Genomic DNA, 18,508 nt, shown 5'->3' on the forward strand with positions numbered 1-18,508 from the left:
AACAAAACCAGCCTATCCAATCGTCAGTTGTAGGGGCAGGGTTTGCCTGCCCGAAGACACAAAGTAAACTGTTTTCGGGCGAGCGAACCTCGCCCCTACGAAGGAAACGACAGCATTATCCACGTTTTGACACAACCCCTTTGCTCCATATACAGTGCAAAGATGCGTTTTTATTCTTGTCCGAAACGCTTTGCTTGTTCAGCAATCAGCTCCGCATCATCGAAATAATTTATCTTCATGGCCTTGCGTACATCATCCAATGTTTCTGCCGCTGTTGCACGAGCTGTCTCACATCCTTTACGCAACATCTCATAAATAGCCGGAATATCTTTTTCAAATTCCTTGCGGCGCTCACGAATGGGAGTCAGTTCCTCTTGCATGATAGCTGCCAGGAATTTCTTTACCTTCATATCTCCCAAACCGCCACGCGTATAATGTGCTTTCAATTCATCCAGGTTAGGATAATCAGACAAATAACGTTCAAAATGCTCAGGTTTACAGAAAGCATCCAAATAAGTAAAGACAGTATTGCCTTCAAGTTTACCCGGATCGGATACTTTGATATGGGTCGGGTCAGTATACATACCCTTCACTTTCTTTTCCACCTCATCGGCTGTATCGGAGAGATAGATACAGTTACCCAACGATTTACTCATTTTTGCCTTTCCGTCCGTGCCCGGCAACCGCAGACAAGCAGCATTGTCGGGCAACAGGATTTCCGGTTCTACCAGCGTATCACCATAGATATGATTGAACCGGCGGACGATTTCACGCGTCTGCTCAATCATCGGTTCCTGATCTTCTCCCACCGGCACGGTTGTAGCCCTGAATGCCGTGATATCGGCTGCCTGACTAATAGGATAGGTAAAAAAGCCTACAGGGATACTTGTCTCGAAATTACGCATCTGTATTTCTGTCTTCACCGTAGGGTTACGCTGCAAACGAGATACGGTAACCAAATCCATGTAATAGAAAGTCAGCTCACAAAGTTCGGGAATCTGGGACTGAATGAATATAGTAGACTTGGCAGGGTCTAAGCCGACAGCCATATAGTCAAGTGCCACTTCAATAACATTCTGACGAACCTTTTCAGGATTGTCGATATTATCTGTCAGAGCCTGTGCATCTGCTATAAAAATAAAAGTCTTATCATACAATCCGGAGTTCTGGAGCTCTACCCGGCGTTTCAATGAACCTACGTAATGACCGATATGCAACCTTCCGGTAGGACGGTCACCAGTCAATATGATTTTTTCTTTTCCCATATCTCTTAAATATTATCTTATATTAAAAATTACGCAAAGATAGGAATATTCTAGCACAATAACTTAACTTTGAATCTGTATTTCACATATAATAATTGTTATGAATAAACTAAGACCAACTATTAAACTAGCTCTATTTATTTCTGTTGCAAGCATATTTTTCGCTGCATGTTCCGATGACGATGATAAAAAGTCTTCTGCCCCATCAAAAGTCATTACCGGAATTAAAGTGTATAAAATCACCGATGTCATCAGCTATGAAGGTGATATTGACTTTACTTATGATAAAGACAAACGCCTGACGGGTGTGCGCAGCAATGCTCCACTGGCTACCATAAACTATTCCTATGGAGACAATTCACAAATAAGCTATAATTACTCTTCGGAAAACTCTCCGTTGGTGGAAATGACCACGACTCTAGAGAACGGACGCAGCTATGTGTGCAAGTTTTCCAATCAGGACAGTCCTATCACCTATTCGTATAATAATGAAGGATACCTGAAAAGCAGTAACAATAACGGAATAGTGCTTGAATACCAATGGAACAAGAAAAACCTGTCCTCCATTACTTCCACGCCAAGGGGAACTTACAACAGTGAATACAAAGTATCCACCATTGCCAATGACTACAGCCTTGATTTGAACACGCTGGTGCAATGCATTGACGAACGCCAGAATTATGTAAACGTAGTAAACACATTCGGACAACTGGCAGGCATCCTGGGCAAACGGAGTGAGAATATCATAGAAGACACTTACTATACATACGACTATAGTTTCTTGCAAGACGGCAGACTGAAAGACATTACCTTAATAGATATGAATAACACCGGCTATTCCTTTCTCTTGCATTACGCCGATTCTGATAATATCGAATAAATATACAGAAAGTGAGCTTCCGGGCATAGATTTCTCATTTTTATCTCAATCGGCATTGACAAAGAGCCTGATTTATTTTGTTATCTTAGAAATAAGTAGTTACTTTGCACAAAATTTAAAGATGCTATGTATCCTACAGGAACAAAGATAATATAGACATAAAGCAAATGCGTTAGTCCTCTCACGAGGATGGACGCATTTTTTTTATATTTTAGCGACATTAAAACAACTATTATAAAAAGAAACTTTCAATGAAAAAGGATTTAAAGAAAGTCCTGGTATTGGGTTCGGGTGCCCTTAAAATCGGCCAGGCAGGAGAGTTTGATTACTCAGGTTCACAAGCGCTGAAAGCATTGCGCGAAGAAGGTATTCACTCGGTGTTGGTAAATCCGAACATCGCAACTATTCAAACTTCGGAAGGTATAGCTGACAAGGTGTATTTCCTTCCTGTCACTCCCTTCTTTGTTGAAGAAATTATCAAGAAAGAACAACCGGACGGTATTTTATTGGCTTTCGGTGGTCAGACTGCACTGAACTGCGGTACTGAACTTTATCTGAACGGTACGTTAAAGAAATATGGTGTAGAAGTACTGGGTACCTCTGTAGAAGCCATCATGTACACTGAAGACCGTGATTTATTCGTAAAGAAACTGGATGAAATTCCGATGAAGACCCCGAAGAGCCACGCCGTGGAAAGCATGGAAGAAGCTCTGAAGGCTGCCCGCGAAATCGGTTATCCGGTTATGGTACGCTCTGCCTACGCATTAGGTGGTTTGGGTAGCGGTATCTGTCCGGACGAAGAAGCTTTCATCAAATTGGCGGAAAGCTCATTCGCGTTCTCTAAACAGATCCTGGTTGAAGAATCATTGAAAGGTTGGAAAGAAATTGAATTCGAAGTAATCCGCGATGCCAACGACCATTGCTTCACCGTGGCAAGCATGGAAAACTTCGACCCGCTGGGTATCCACACCGGTGAGTCTATCGTGGTGGCCCCCACTTGCTCGCTGACAGAAAAACAAGTGGCCATGCTGCAAGAACTGTCTACAAAATGTATCCGTCACTTGGGTATTGTGGGTGAATGTAACATCCAGTACGCTTTCAATGCAGATACCAACGACTACCGTGTCATCGAAGTAAACGCGCGTCTGAGCCGTTCTTCCGCACTGGCTTCCAAGGCTACCGGTTTCCCCTTGGCATTCGTTGCCGCTAAAATCGCTTTGGGTTACACACTGGACCAGATTGGCGAGATGGGTACTCCCAACTCAGCATACGAAGCTCCTCAATTGGATTATTTGATTTGTAAGATTCCCCGTTGGGACTTGACCAAGTTTGCCGGTGTATCACGCCAAATCGGTTCCAGCATGAAGTCGGTAGGTGAAATCATGTCTATCGGACGTTCTTTCGAGGAAATCATTCAGAAAGGTCTTCGCATGATTGGTCAGGGTATGCACGGTTTCGTGGGTAACGACCATACCAAATTCGAAAACTTGGATGAGGAACTGGCTAACCCGACAGACCTCCGTATCTTCTCCATCGCTTCTGCATTGGAAGAAGGATACAGCATTGAACGTATCCATGAGCTGACCAAGATTGACCCGTGGTTCCTGGGCAAGCTGAAAAACATCGTTGACTATAAGGCTAAACTTTCTACTTATAACAAGATAGAGGATTTGCCTGAAGATGTACTTCGCCAAGCTAAAGTGTTAGGCTTCTCCGACTTCCAGATTGCACGCTTCGTGTTGAAAGCAAACGGCAATATGGAAAAAGAAAACCTGGCTGTACGTGCCCGTCGTAAGGCTTTGAATATTCTTCCGGCTGTGAAACGTATCAATACAGTGGCGTCAGAACATCCCGAACTGACTAATTACCTGTATATGACATACGCTACTACAGGTTATGATGTCAATTATTATAAGAACGAAAAATCAGTAGTCGTATTGGGTTCGGGTGCTTACCGCATCGGTTCTTCCGTAGAATTTGACTGGTGCTCTGTGAACGCCGTCCAGACTGCACGCAAGCTGGGTTACAAATCCATCATGATTAACTATAACCCCGAAACAGTTTCTACCGACTACGATATGTGTGACCGTCTGTACTTCGATGAACTTTCATTCGAACGTGTACTTGACGTAATCGACCTGGAACAACCGGGCGGCGTTATCGTATCGGTAGGCGGACAGATACCCAACAATCTGGCAATGAAACTGCATCGTCAGTCCGTACCTGTATTGGGAACTTCACCGCTGTCTATCGACCGTGCTGAAAACCGTCATAAATTCTCGGCCATGCTCGACCAACTGGGCATTGACCAACCGGCTTGGAAAGAATTGACCAGTCTGGAAGAGATGGAAGATTTTGTTAACAAAGTAGGCTATCCGGTATTGGTTCGTCCTTCATACGTCCTCTCGGGTGCTGCCATGAACGTATGCTACAACGAAGACGAATTGAAAGAGTTCTTGCAGATGGCGAAGGAAGTTTCTAAGGAATATCCGGTAGTGGTATCACAGTTTATGCAGGAAACCAAAGAAATAGAGTTTGATGCTGTAGCCCAGAACGGTGAAGTGGTGGAATATGCCATCTCCGAACACATTGAATATGCAGGCGTACACTCCGGTGACGCTACATTGGTATTCCCGGCACAGAAGATTTATTTCGAGACAGCCCGCCGCATCAAGAAAATCGGTCGCCGCATCGCTAAAGAACTGAATATTTCCGGTCCGTTCAATATGCAGTTCCTGGCAAAGAACAACGAAGTGAAAGTGATTGAGTGCAACCTGCGTGCCTCACGTTCATTCCCATTTGTTTCTAAGGTATTGAAACGTAACTTTATTGAAACAGCCACCCGCATCATGTTGGGTGCTCCATACAGCAAACCGGACAAGTCGGCATTCGACATTGACTGGATTGGTGTAAAAGCTTCTCAGTTCTCATTCTCACGCTTGCACAAGGCAGACCCGGTATTGGGCGTAGATATGTCTTCAACCGGTGAAGTAGGTTGTATCGGCGATGACTTCCATGAAGCCTTGCTGAACTCACTGATTGCTGTAGGATTTAAGATTCCTCAGAAATCTGTCATGTTCTCGTCAGGTGCTACCAAATCCAAGGTAGATTTGCTGGAAGCCAGCCGCATGTTGGCAGACAAGGGATACGCAATCTATGCAACTGCCGGAACTGCTACTTTCCTGAATGCACACGGAGTAAACACCACTCCTGTGTACTGGCCGGATGAACGCCCCGATGCAGAGAATAACGTGATGAAAATGATTGCCGAACACAAGTTCGACCTGATTGTCAATATTCCGAAGAACCATTCTAAACGTGAATTGACTAACGGTTACAAGATTCGTCGCGGAGCCATCGACCACAATATTCCTTTGATTACCAATGCTCGTCTGGCAAGTGCTTTCATCGAAGCATTCTGCGAAATGAGCGAAAAGGATATTCAAATCAAGAGCTGGCAGGATTATAAATAATCCTTCCCGATAAATATAAAAGAGGGTGTGTCTTCAATCTGACACACCCTCTTTTTTTGATAAGATACTACTATGGGACTAATATTGGAGTACGTTAAAAATGAAATTTGTTAATCAACAAAATCCGATTTCCATCATTCAGCGCATTTCTTATAGTGTCAGGTAGTGATTCATAATCTCTGCACATATTTTCCAGTTCTTGGCTGATAAGACTTACAATAGTCCCTTTGCCATCAGAGGACATAGGTTCTATAATATCATATACAGAAGATGATTTTGTAAACTTTCTACATCCACATTTATTATTGAAAGGATTGAATATAATAGTATATTGACTATTCCCATCTTCAATAAGTCCTATCCAAGTACTATCAGAAACGCTGATAGGACTGTTAACCAAATGCAAGTAATCGCCCGATTGATTGTTTTGGCTAAAGGCTAAATAGTCCGTTTTTGCTATTTGAGGGACAGCTTTATCCAAAAAATCAAAAACGATAAGGCTTTGAACTTTCCCGTTTTCATCTAATATTGACAAAGAGTCTGAAGGCGAGCGATAAAAACATAAACCTAAATTATTATAAGTAAAAATTCCATTGGTTGTATATCCTCCTACATAGCCTTCTTGATAAAGCATTGAGTACTCAATGGGATTCATTAACGAATCCGTATAAATTAAACTAGGGATTTGTTTACCGTTTGGTGTTATGTTAAATATGAAACTACCATTTTCCAGCCGCTTAAAAGCATCTGCAAAAAAAGGGATTTTTCGTTCACTTAACAGATTTCCAGATTCTGTGTAATGAATGACCTTTTTTGAATTTGTATCTAACACATACACTCCTGTTTCGTCTATATCCATATCCCAAGGAAAAACATATTCTCCTGGTCCTTGTCCGGTACATCCATATCTAGCAACAGGACTTCCATCTTTTTTAAAAGATACAACAGTTCGTAATGAACTTTTGTCCAAAATATAATATTTGTCGTTATGTTCCATTATTTTATCGGCACAAGAGAACATTACGTTACCTTTTTCCTTCAGAATCACGAACGATGTGTCCGAAATATGACTAGTAATTGAATCGTAAAAAGAATTATCAAGAGATATTTCTACTTTATATACATCACAATTTAAAGGTTCAACAGTACCTTTATTCCCAGAGCAAGCAGATAATAGCCCTAGGACAAATATCTGTATAAATTTATTCTTCATTTCTAATGGATTATAATTACTCATGCAATAAACAGGATGAAACTCAATGGTTCAATCACCAGCGAATATTTTATCGGTCAAAGAAACGTCTTCGCCATCGACCCTTCCTATATTTCCAAGGTTAGCTACAAGTATCTTGGTTTCATAGCCTCAAGCAATAACAAAAAAAAACTGGGCCTTTCACGCGTTGATATAAAAAGCCTATTCCTCTGAAGAGCAAAGACTCTTACGCTCAATATTAGAGTTTTCAAATGTCCAAGTTATTTTTTGCACATTACCAACCAGAACTGTAATTAGTTTAAAAACAATCACCGTCAGTACATGATTCGGAATTAATGCAACGACACACCATTTTATGTCCACCACCATAGCATTTTTCTTTTTCTCTAGGTCCCGTATTGGAAGCTCCACTTACGTCACTTGCTAAAGCTTCAATATTTGCTAGTTGAAGTTCTGACAAGTTTCCTGTTGAATCAATACAATCCCAATAAATATTTGCACCAAGAATTAGAAATAAAGCAAATAAAACTACAATCTTTTTCATACATCATTATATTTAAAGTTTATATATGAACAAAGCTAAAAAATAAACCGTCACGCTGTTCTTCGCAACAAAAAAAAGTTAACCTATTTTATCTTACATCAACAGCTCCAACAACGTACACTTTGAAGCCGTGCCCCTCTCTTCAAAACAGGAATTTCCCCCTTCCCCCATCCGTTTTTGTCCTATTCATCGGCATTTCGAGATGAATGGTTTCCCCTTCGCATGCCTCGCCGCCCATTCACCCCGATTGTAGATGCCGGGAGTCTTGAAGTTGAAATGATAACCGTCTTGGCGAAGGCTCTCGAAATTCTGTATACCGATGGAGTAAATTCTCTGCTCCCTACTGATTACCTTTAGGATTCTGCAAAAGTAGAGACAGCTATTTCTTCTTGACATAAATCCGATTCAACCTAATTATTTTCCCTTTTCACTCACAGCTATAAGAAAAAATCCATAACTTTGTCCCCGAGTTAGCCGAAACAAATATAACGTTGACATTTTGATTCAACAAAACAACAAACATAAAAAGCTATGAATAATTTTTTCTTAGAAACGCATCAAGTGGTCAAACGCTTTGCCAACCACACTGCGCTGAATGGTGTCAGCATTCAGGTCCCCGAAGGACAAATCTTTGGATTGCTGGGGCCGAACGGTGCCGGCAAAACTACACTCATCCGCATCATCAACCGCATCACAGCCCCCGATTCGGGAGAAGTACGCTTCAATGGACATCTGTCACAAGCCGAAGACATCTATCATATCGGTTATCTGCCCGAAGAACGCGGTTTATATAAGAAAATGAAAGTGGGCGAACAGGCTATCTATCTGGCGCAACTGAAAGGTCTCAGCAAAGCAGAAGCCAGCTCACGACTGAAAATATGGTTCGAGAAGTTTGAAATTACTCCGTGGTGGAATAAGAAGTTGGAAGAACTGTCCAAAGGGATGCAGCAAAAGGTGCAATTTATCATCACCGTATTGCATAAACCCCAATTACTGATATTTGACGAACCGTTCTCCGGCTTCGACCCTGTGAACGCCGAACTGCTGAAGCGTGAAATACTGGAACTGAAGAAAGAGGGACACACCATCATCTTTTCCACACACAACATGGCTTCGGTAGAAGAAATATGTGACAATATCGCGCTCATCAATCATTCGGAAGTGGTGTTGCAAGGTAATGTAAAGGAGGTGCGTTCGCGCTTCAAGGCCAATACCTATACCCTGAGCACTCCGAAAGGGCAGCCCTTGAAAGAATCTCCCCTGTTCAAGATTGTAGACAGTCAGCCCGCCGAAGAGGAAATCCGATATACCCTACAAAAACGACAGGATATGTCCAACTCGGCATTACTGACCCAAATAGCCCAACAAACCGAAATAATCTCCTTTACCGAATGCCTGCCATCCATGAACGAAATATTCATCCGCACGGTAGAAGGTCTGGATAAACACTAAACGCCAAAAGTCATGAACAAGATATTAATCATTATACAACGTGAATTTCTGAACCGAGTAAGCAAGAAATCATTTATTCTTCTTACCATCCTGATGCCGTTCATCTTTGCAGCTCTCATTTTTGTTCCCGCACTGCTATCGACAGTGAAAAGTGATGAAGTAAAACAAGTAGTAATCATTGACCACACACAGAAGTACATCGGACAATTCAAAGACGATGAGTCTTATCATTTCATCAGCGGACAAGAAATGTTGCCCGAATACCGGAGTGACACTACCCACATAGACGCTGTAGTGGAAATTACAGAAGACTTGATTCAGAATCCCACCGCCGCCGCCATCTATTCGCGCAAAGAAGTGACTAAAGGCTTGCTGTCATTAGTAAACAATACGCTGAATGAACAAATCAGACACGATAAGCTGACCAGTTATAACATTCCCGAGTTACAAAATATCATGCAGGACTTTGATAAGAGATACAGTGCACGCACCATCAAATGGAGTGAAGACGGTAGCGCCAACGAATCAAACGCCGGCATTGCAATAGCCGTCGGTATGGTACTAACCTTCCTTATCTATATGTTCGTTATGTCTTATGGAGGCATGGTGATGCAGAGTGTCATGGAAGAAAAGACAAGCCGCATTGTCGAGCTGATGGTATCATCGGTCAAGCCGCTTCAACTGATGCTTGGCAAGATTATCGGCATTGGTCTGGTTGGTATTACCCAACTGCTGATATGGGGTGTTCTGCTTGTTATCCTTTTGGGTATTGCCGACAATACTTTCGGTGGAGATGCAGCCATTCTAAAAGGTGCCGAAGGCATGATTAGCGCCTTACAAAACCTGAATCTGCTGAAGCTCGGAATCCTCTTTACCCTGAACTTCATCGGCGGATTCCTGATTTATGCCTCCATCTTTGCTGCCATCGGAGCCTCTATCAATGCCATGGAAGATTCGCAACAGTTTATGACTCCCATTATGATACTGATGATATTCTCCCTTTACGCCGGTATCTACAGTGGCGATAACCCGGACGGCCCGCTGGCTTTCTGGTGTTCTCTCATACCGTTTACCTCCCCTATCGTCATGATGGTACGTGTTCCGCTGGATGCACCGACTTGGCAAATCATTCTTTCACTTTGTCTGCTCTATGCCTCAGCACTTGCACTCATCTGGATTTCGGGAAAAATATATCGTGTAGGTATCCTGATGTATGGCAAGAAACCGACACTCAAAGAAATGATTAAATGGATTTCTTATAAATAGATATCATTCACTTCACTCTAGCCCTATCGGGCACTCTCACAAGAAACGAGGGTGTATCGAAACTCTCATAAATAAAAGTCACCCTCGCCACAGGTAGTTGTAGCGAGGGTGATTTCGATAAAAGGGGAGTTTTGACACACTTCTTTATTATTTCCACTCACCCAATTGAATACCCAGCTTTTCCCAATGCCCGATAAATGAATCCAACGAGTTACGGAAACGCTCATAATCCTTATTGGATGGACTTGTCCAGCCTACTTCGGCGTATGCGGCAAGACGCGGATAAATCTTTTTATTCATACTTTCAACTGTAGGAATAAATTCGCCCCACATCTGGCAACCGATACCCAAGACCTTACTTTTCTGCGCCTCTGTCAGTCCCTCGGGAATCGGATTGAACTCATACGCATTCTGCAAAGAAATAGACCCATAGTCATAGTCCAGATAAGTATAACGATTATAAGAATTTACGATATCATATCCTTTTTCTATTGTCTCTTTAATTAATTCAGGATTGCCTTTCCAGAAATGAACAATTGTTCCGGGAGCCAATTGCTGCTGTGAAGCAGCAGTACCATCCTGCTGATAATCATTAATCTGAGCACCCGTAATTTCATTCCACCCCATCATGTGCCGATTCTTTGAGGCCAGGAAGTTAGAAATATTATTCGTAAAGAAAACTTGTAGTCCGGCCGGTGAAGCAATCTTGTTCTGCTTCATATAATTGCGCACCATCGGCGATTCTTTCCAAGCATTATATCGCAATTCATCCCCACCGATATGGATTACCGGAGAAGGGAATAATGCAATCACTTCCTCCAATACATCTTCCTGAAATTGAATGACACGAGGGTCGGCCACATTATAAGCATTGTAATGCACACCAAAGTTACAAGGCACCTTAATCTGCTTTCCGGTAGTTCCCAGCCATGGATAAGAAGCAATAGCAGCACTGGCATGTCCCGGCATCTCTATTTCGGGGACAATCATAATATGGCGCTTGGCAGCATAGTCCACTACCTCCTTGATATCATCCTGAGTATAAAAACCACCATGAGGCTTACCATCAAACACATTGCTGTGGAAATGATTAATCTCTGAAGAATCACGGAAAGCACCGACTTCTGTCAACTTCGGATATTTCTTGATTTCAATACGCCATCCCTGATCGTCTGTCAAATGCCAATGAAATACATTCATCTTCAGCTCAGCCATTCTATCAAGCATGTTGAGGACCACTTCTTTACCTTTGAAATACCGACCTTCATCCAGCATGAATGCACGCCAAGAGAAAGCCGGATAATCCGTCACCAAAGCTTTTTGAACAGTCAGGCGTCCTTCTCTTTCTTTAATAATCTGACGCAAAGTCTGCACACCGTTAAACACTCCTTCGGGAGCAGGAGCCTTAATTGTAATCCGGCTTCCGGCAGCTTCCAATGCATATCCGCCTTTCTTGTCAGGCAAGACCGTCGAATCCAACGAAAGAACAATATCCCCTTTGTCTTTCCCTTCCTGCAAATTAGCCTCCACTGCAAAATCATTCTTTAAGTAAGAAGCCAACAACAGAGCCTCATTAGACAATTCATTAGAGTAAGCAACTGTCGGCTTATCCTTCAGTTTCACAAAACCTTGAACATAATTAATCTCTTGCGGTTGGGGAAGCACAACATACGCTTCTACCGGCGGCTGTTCACAGGAGCTACACACCACAATACACAACAAAACGGCAATCAGTGATTTGATTTTCATAAGTATTAGAATTAAAATTAGTTTCAATAATAGCTTTTGATTACTTCAAAGCTTCTTCAATAGCGTTCATCAAATGATTAAACTCCTCCTTTTCATACCCCATAGAAGTATAAATTGCTTCTCCTTCCTTATTGAACAGATACGCACGAGGGATAGATTTTTCAGCAAAGAGTGAGAAAACTTCACGCTTAGGGTCAGGATACAACGGGAAAGTAAATTTCTTCCGCTCATTATAAACCTTCAGTTGTTCGTCCGTATGCTCACGGCCAATCACCAACAATACAAAGTCCTTATTATCCTTATATTTAGGCCAAAGCGTTTTTTGCACTTCTGCAAGTTCCAACTGGCATGGACCACACCAAGTGGCAAATAAACTGACCAATACCACCTTACCCTTCAAATCAGCAGATGAAACATTTCCATAAACTGATGATTTCAACTGAAAATCAGGTAACTTATCTCCCTTCTTCAATTCCTGTGCATGCACTGCAAAGCTGACGCATATCAGCATCAATAACAATCCTAACTTTTTCATTTTCATAGTTCTGAATATTTAATTCGCGATATAATAAAGACAAATATATCTGTTTTTCCTATATTTGCCGACTGAAATATCATTTTTTAGCCTATGATGACTTTTATTTCGTGTGCCAAGACCATGACGGACCGTTCTAAAGTGAAAGTTCCCACCACCAGTACGCCACAATTTCAGGCTGAAGCCATTCAGCATGCACTCAATATGTCCCAGTTCTCTGCCGAGGAACTGGAACGCCTGTTGCGGGTAAACAGTAAAATAGCCGCTGAAAATTACCTTCGCTTTCAGGATTTCTGTTCTGAAGAAAACAAAGCTCTTCCTGCCTTGTTAGCCTATACAGGCATAGTGTTTAAACGTATCTGTCCTCAAGACTTTACAGCAGAAGATTTTCAATACATACAAAATCATCTGCGTATCACTTCCTTTTTATATGGATTACTTCGTCCGCTTGACCTGATAAAGAATTATAGATTGGAAGGAGACGTCAGACTGCCAGAGTATGGAGGAATATCCATGTTTGATTATTGGAAACCAATATTGACTGATGAATTCATTAAGTCCATCAAAGCACAAGGAGGCACATTAATCAACCTTGCCAGCAACGAAATGAAAGACCTTTTCGACTGGAAACGTATTGAACAACAGGTACGCGTGATTACACCCGAATTTCAGGTTTGGAAAAAAGGGAAATTAACGACTGTCGTTATTTATACTAAAATGTGTAGAGGAGAAATGACACGCTATATCATCAAGAACCGCATTGAAAAGCCTGAAGAATTAAAAGGATTCAATTGGGAAGGATTCAGTTTTGATGCAGAACGCAGCACTGAGTCGCACTACCTTTTTAGCCTTCTTTCATAAAAAAATATTAAATATTCAAGCCGCACAAACTTTTTTTCAACGCTCATGTTATTTAGTTGAAATTGGGAAGATATACCTAAACAATAATTTAACTAATAGAAATGAGTATGAAAAAATTAATGTTTGCACTGGCAATCGCCAGTATCAGTTCTGCAACGTTCGCGCAGCAGAGCAACAAATCACAAAACGCTATCGTCAGCGAAAGCGTAGATGTTATGGAGGTTCCGGTAGATAAGTACAAAGTAGAGACCAATCGATTCTTTGATAATTGGTTCTTCTCTGTAGGAGGCGGTGCACAAGTATTATTCGGTGACCAATCCGACCTGGGCAAATTCGGCAAGCGTATCGCTCCCGCCCTGAATGTATCAATTGGTAAATGGTTTACTCCCGGATTAGGATTACGCTTGCAATATAGCGGTTTACAGTCAAAGAGTTTTTCAAGCGAACCTTCTGCATACTCCAAACCTCATATGATGAGTGAAGGATACTATCAGGATAAGTTCAACTATATGAACTTACACGGCGATATCTTATTCAACATCAGCAATATGCTAGCCGGTTATAATCCCGACCGTGTATACGATGCTGTTCCGTTTGTAGGTTTCGGTTTCGCTCATTCTTATGACAAACCTCACCTTAATTCATTAGCATTCAACTTCGGTTTGATTAATACCTTCCATGTGGCAGATGCTTGGGATTTGAACTTGGAACTTTATGGTATGGCTGCTGAAAACAAGTTTGACGGAAAGACCCTGAACAAAGGATTGGACGTTATGCTGGGCGCATCAGTCGGTGTGACCTATAAATTCCCGCAGAGAGGATTCAAACCTGCTCCTGATGTGGATGCTATGATGGCTCTTACAGCATCTCAGATGGATGCTATCAATGCAGCTTTGGCTCAACAAATCGAACAAAACCGCCAGTTGAAGGCACAACTTGCAAATACTCCTAATGAGGTGGTTACAGAACAAGTTACCGTTAATCAGCTGACTCCGGTTCCGCAATCTGTATTCTTCCAGATTGGTTCTGCCACTCTGCCTCAAAACAGCGTAGTCAACCTGCAACAGATTGCCAACTTAGTAAAAGACAATCCGGGCATCAAACTGAAAGTAACCGGTTATGCTGACAGCGACACAGGTAGTGCATCATGGAATAAACAATTGAGTGAAGACCGTGCAAATACAGTTGCAAACGAATTGGTTAAACTGGGTGTAAACAAGAGCAATATGATTATTAGCGGTATGGGTGGCGTTAATACATTAACTCCTCCGGCATTCAACCGTCGTGTAATTATCGAAGCCCAATAATACTCTGCCTTAAAAAAGGTAAGCCAAAGCCGCTTGGAATCGCTTCCAAGCGGCTTATCTTTTTATAGTCAGATTTTATTTAAACAGCTTTTCCAACTCATCCTCCTGAAGCACGGACAACACGGTTTTACCGTCAGGAGTATAATTAGGAGTAGTTACAGCAAACAACCCATCTACCAAACCATTCATTTCCTCGTTCGTCAAAACCTGCCCCGGCACAATAGCCGCAGCTTTAGCCAATGTCAAAGCCAGATTACTCTGCACCTCTTCTTTCACTTTACCTCCCTTCTCAATGGCAGTATGAACCATACTCTGAATCAGTTCCACCGGATTTAAACCTTCAATACCCGAAGGTATGCCGTTGATAGCATAACTGCCACCTCCCAAATCAGTCAGTTCAAAACCCAAGTATGACAAATCTTCCATGATTTCTTGCAATACAGGTACTTCCGAAACCGGGAATTGCACAATATCAGGAAATAACATTCCCTGCGATGCTCCCTGTCGACGTGTTATCTGCTCCAGATATTGATCATAAAGAATACGAATATGCGCCCGTTGCTGATCGATAATCATCAAGCCTGATTTGACGGAAGTAAGGATAAAGCGTCCTTTAAACTGATAATGTTGAGATGATTTCTCTCCCATTGCCGACTCTTCCGAATTGTCATACAAAGTGGGAGCAGCCGGTTCCTCCATTGGAGATGCCGTGAAATAATCCCCATCATCCGGATAAGACATCTGCGTATGTTGGACCGACGCATGCTGTTCCACGCCCTCATACAGCCGTTCCCAATCACGAGTGGGCTTTGAGGAGTAGGAAGAGGGAGGCACAGCAGACGTATTGAAAGGATTGTAATCCGGGTTATAAGTTGTTTTCGGAGGCTGTATTCCGGCATAAGGAGAACTCTCGAATGCAGGGATATCCGGCATACCCTCCGTATCAAAATCAATGGAAGGTACAGCATTGAATTTACCTAATGTTTCCTTGACAGCCGCTGCCAATATCTGCCAAATGGCCTGTTCATTCTCAAATTTGATTTCCGTCTTGGTAGGGTGAATATTTACGTCAATATTACCAGGGTCCACCTCAAAGTAAATAAAATAAGATACTTGTTCACCTACCGGTATCAGATGCTCGTATGCATCCATAATGGCTTTATGGAAATAAGGATGACGCATATAACGTCCGTTTACAAAGAAGTATTGGCGAGCTCCTTTCTTGCGGGCACTTTCCGGCCGGCCGACAAAGCCTGAGACGCGCACCATCGTGGTATCTACATCCAACGATAGAAGATCTTGATTAATTTTCTTCCCAAACACTCCCATGATGCGTTGGCGCAACTGAATGGCGGGAAGATTAAACAACTCAGCATCATTATGATACAAAGTGAAAGACACATTGGGGTTGACCAATGCAATGCGTTCAAACTCAGTCAATACATTGCTTAGCTCTGTCTGATTGGATTTCAGGAACTTACGCCGCGCAGGTACATTAAAAAACAGATTCTTCACACAGAAATTGCTGCCCTTGGGACACGATATGGCTTCCTGGCTTTCCACCTTGGAACCGGCAATAACCAGTTTAGTACCCAGTTCCTCTCCTTCTGTACACGTGCGCAACTCTACTTGTGCCACCGCTGCAATAGAAGCCAACGCTTCCCCACGGAATCCCATCGTCCGCAAAGCGAACAAATCAGCCGCCTCCTTTATCTTAGAAGTTGCATGGCGTTCAAAAGACAGACGCGCATCGGTTTCAGACATCCCTTTACCATCATCTATCACCTGAATAGAAGTCTTTCCGGCATCCGTTACCAATACATCTATATGCTGCGCTCCGGCATCAATGGCATTCTCCACCAGCTCTTTTATAACAGATGCAGGACGCTGTATCACCTCTCCTGCCGCTATTTGATTAGCGACAGAATCCGGCAGTAAACGTATGATATCGCTCATAATACAACTACGAATGATTCATTAAAAATTTAATTCTCCGGTCACCAGATAATGCAAGATAAAAAGTAGAACGCCAATGGCAACAAACAAAGCCCCATAAGCCAACGGTCTGCGTCCACTCTCTTTTCTGCGTTTCAGATGCTTGGTTCCTTCAATAAACTTTCCACGAATGTCTTCGGGGGAAAACTCTTTCGGAGGAAGCATACCCAAGTCGCGCTTGGCGTTCTCTTCCATCTTCTGCAATTTCTCTTTTCGTTCGTCCACATATATATATTGGTGGTTGAAACGGCGAGGCTTTTCCATTTTAAACATTCCCATAGTTATTTCTTCTTTTTATTAAACAAGTCTTGATTTGGCAAAGGTGCAGTACCTCTATTACTCTTCTTTAATTCCTGCCCGGCTTTCTTTCCGCGCCAGTTAAAGATATCCTCTTTATTGAGCGGACGGATATAGTCGAACCAATTAAAGTTTTCCAGTTTCATTTTATTCGGCGGAAGTTGAAGCATCGGATAAAGAGTTCCATTTGATTTCGGACTCATAACCATCTTTTTCATCTTCCGGTTTTCCAGATACATATTCAAAAGGCTTGTCTCCGATACATTCATGCCAATTAGTGTGCTGTCGCTCTCCATCGGATAATAAATGACACGGACCGAACCGATTACGTCTACCTGGTGCATCTCTCCATTCTTGAAATATGCCTTGATATCTTTTCCGGTCACCTGATTATAATTGACAGAATCCAACTTTTCAACAGATAGTGCCTGATTGTGAATATGCGCCCAATCAATAGTACTGTCATTCATGTAAATCATTATTTCCTCACCTAACAATTGCTGGTTGTTATTCCAAAGAATAGGGTCATAATACATAGTCAGACAGCTGTCTTTGGACGAAAAAACCAGCGAATCACACACTCCCTGCACATCCGTGCGATACATACGCACTTTATGATACGCTCTTGTTTCACGGAAGATAGAGTCGGTATTCAGATTGAAAGTGTACATCTGCAACGTATCGGCATGCATAAACAAACTATCACCCTGTGAGTAATCCACCGCTACCGCCTTTTGGGTTGCAATGGCATATTTAGTCAGTTCATTGTAATAACAATAGTCACCGGTAAGCATATTTTTATTAATGGTATCATTAAACAACACATTATCAAAAGCTTCCCCATATCCTTTCACACGGTCATAAAACAAGCTGTCGCCCGTCAAACGCTTACCCTCATTCGTCAATACAGAACGATTCAGCAATTCTGCCTGACCAATCTGCGTATTATAGAAGCCCAATTCCGAGTAGATATGATTATTGTCACTGTCAATGTTCGATGGCCCTACAATATTGGCAATCTTGCTGGCCGTATTGTAACGCAGTGTGTCCGAAGTCAATGTAAACTTAGGATTTACCAGTTTCACATCATAGTTAAAGACCGACTGTTTAGTGGCAGGACTATACTCTCCCCATTCCGAAGTCAACACATTTTCTTCATCCATGAGCGTACCGCCATCAAAATAATAACCAAGGTTATAAATCCGGTCATAGTTCAGGCTATCGGTCAGCAACGTAGTATTCTTATTCTCCATGCGCACATTGTTGCGCACTTGGGCAATCTGTGTATTGCCATCATAAAAGAGATAATCCCCATACAAAAACAACGTATCTCCCTGCACCATTTTTACATTATCAAAAGCCTCCAATGAATTGGTCTTTTCATAAAAACAAGCACTGTCACAATACATATAAACACTATCATGGCGAAAAGCCACATTCCCGACCAATACCTGTGCATCGGGATCAGGATTTAAAGGACTTTTCTTCAACACATCGGAATGTAACAGATACACTTTGCTCTTGGCAGGCTTCGGTTCAGTCCTTTTTGTGGGATTGACCTGCGCCAACAAGCAAAAGACAAACAGGCACAGGACACTAAACAAAAGTATCCTATGCCTGCTCGAAGAGTTATTTTTTTTTCTTTTTTCAAGCATACGGTTCAATATACTA

Annotated in this window: 14 protein-coding genes; 6 read left to right on the plus strand and 8 right to left on the minus strand. The window is 42.2% G+C overall.

Annotated features, from left to right (window positions below; genetic code table 11):
- Window positions 1–170: 170 nt before the first annotated feature.
- Window positions 171–1,265 (minus strand): tryptophan--tRNA ligase, encoded by a 1,095-nt coding sequence (gene trpS, locus IR173_RS14000; protein ID WP_237040212.1) that lies wholly within the window; start codon window positions 1,263–1,265, stop codon window positions 171–173.
- 100 nt (window positions 1,266–1,365) lie between these two features.
- Here trpS and IR173_RS14005 point away from each other — a divergent pair, with 100 nt between their 5' ends.
- Window positions 1,366–2,145 carry a hypothetical protein gene (locus IR173_RS14005; RefSeq protein ID WP_237040213.1) on the plus strand — a complete coding sequence of 260 codons (780 nt, stop codon included), beginning with the start codon at window positions 1,366–1,368 and terminating at the stop codon, window positions 2,143–2,145.
- Window positions 2,146–2,396: 251 nt separating this feature from the next.
- The gene (carB, locus tag IR173_RS14010; protein WP_237040214.1) at window positions 2,397–5,618 is read left to right on the plus strand and encodes a carbamoyl-phosphate synthase (glutamine-hydrolyzing) large subunit; all 3,222 of its coding nucleotides are present in this window, start codon (window positions 2,397–2,399) and stop codon (window positions 5,616–5,618) included.
- Between the two features lie 94 nt (window positions 5,619–5,712).
- On the opposite strand, the gene IR173_RS14015 is transcribed toward carB, so the two are convergent.
- Together IR173_RS14015 and IR173_RS14020 are read right to left on the minus strand one after the other, a co-directional pair.
- Window positions 5,713–6,831 (minus strand): 6-bladed beta-propeller, encoded by a 1,119-nt coding sequence (locus tag IR173_RS14015; RefSeq protein ID WP_237040215.1) that lies wholly within the window; start codon window positions 6,829–6,831, stop codon window positions 5,713–5,715.
- 298 nt (window positions 6,832–7,129) lie between these two features.
- Window positions 7,130–7,375, minus strand: coding sequence for an NVEALA domain-containing protein (locus tag IR173_RS14020; RefSeq protein ID WP_237040216.1), 246 nt, complete (start codon window positions 7,373–7,375; stop codon window positions 7,130–7,132).
- A 531-nt stretch (window positions 7,376–7,906) separates the two neighbouring features.
- On the opposite strand from IR173_RS14020, the gene IR173_RS14025 reads away from it, so the two are divergent.
- Complete coding sequence (locus IR173_RS14025; RefSeq protein ID WP_237040217.1) at window positions 7,907–8,827, plus strand: ABC transporter ATP-binding protein; 921 nt, start codon at window positions 7,907–7,909, stop codon at window positions 8,825–8,827.
- Window positions 8,828–8,839: 12 nt separating this feature from the next.
- Window positions 8,840–10,093, plus strand: coding sequence for an ABC transporter permease (locus IR173_RS14030; RefSeq protein WP_237040218.1), 1,254 nt, complete (start codon window positions 8,840–8,842; stop codon window positions 10,091–10,093).
- Window positions 10,094–10,240: 147 nt separating this feature from the next.
- Here the strand turns inward: IR173_RS14030 and IR173_RS14035 are convergent, their stop codons facing one another.
- Both IR173_RS14035 and IR173_RS14040 read right to left on the minus strand, forming a co-directional pair.
- Window positions 10,241–11,842, minus strand: a complete 1,602-nt coding sequence (locus tag IR173_RS14035; RefSeq protein ID WP_237040219.1) for a beta-N-acetylhexosaminidase — start codon at window positions 11,840–11,842, stop codon at window positions 10,241–10,243.
- A gap of 40 nt (window positions 11,843–11,882) precedes the next feature.
- A complete protein-coding gene (locus tag IR173_RS14040; RefSeq protein WP_237040220.1) occupies window positions 11,883–12,383 on the minus strand; it encodes a TlpA family protein disulfide reductase in 501 nt (166 codons plus the stop codon).
- Window positions 12,384–12,470: 87 nt separating this feature from the next.
- On the opposite strand from IR173_RS14040, the gene yaaA reads away from it, so the two are divergent.
- Both yaaA and IR173_RS14050 read left to right on the plus strand, forming a co-directional pair.
- Entirely contained in the window at window positions 12,471–13,238 is a 768-nt protein-coding gene (gene yaaA / locus IR173_RS14045) for a peroxide stress protein YaaA (protein WP_237040221.1), read from the plus strand.
- A 107-nt stretch (window positions 13,239–13,345) separates the two neighbouring features.
- Window positions 13,346–14,545, plus strand: a complete 1,200-nt coding sequence (locus IR173_RS14050) for an OmpA family protein (protein WP_237040222.1) — start codon at window positions 13,346–13,348, stop codon at window positions 14,543–14,545.
- A 75-nt stretch (window positions 14,546–14,620) separates the two neighbouring features.
- Here IR173_RS14050 and mutL read toward each other — a convergent pair whose 3' ends face one another.
- Genes mutL through IR173_RS14065 form a run of 3 tightly spaced genes read right to left on the minus strand, consistent with a single transcriptional unit; the run spans window position 14,621 to window position 18,492 of the window.
- Window positions 14,621–16,501 carry a DNA mismatch repair endonuclease MutL gene (mutL, locus tag IR173_RS14055; RefSeq protein WP_237040223.1) on the minus strand — a complete coding sequence of 627 codons (1,881 nt, stop codon included), beginning with the start codon at window positions 16,499–16,501 and terminating at the stop codon, window positions 14,621–14,623.
- A gap of 21 nt (window positions 16,502–16,522) precedes the next feature.
- Window positions 16,523–16,819: a hypothetical protein gene (locus IR173_RS14060; RefSeq protein WP_237040224.1), complete on the minus strand. Its 297-nt coding sequence runs from the start codon at window positions 16,817–16,819 to the stop codon at window positions 16,523–16,525.
- Window positions 16,820–16,821: 2 nt separating this feature from the next.
- Window positions 16,822–18,492, minus strand: a complete 1,671-nt coding sequence (locus tag IR173_RS14065; protein ID WP_237040225.1) for an OstA-like protein — start codon at window positions 18,490–18,492, stop codon at window positions 16,822–16,824.
- Window positions 18,493–18,508: the final 16 nt, after the last annotated feature.

It is taken from the genome of Phocaeicola faecalis (assembly GCF_021730445.1).
GTDB classification, from domain to species: Bacteria; Bacteroidota; Bacteroidia; order Bacteroidales; family Bacteroidaceae; genus Phocaeicola; species Phocaeicola faecalis.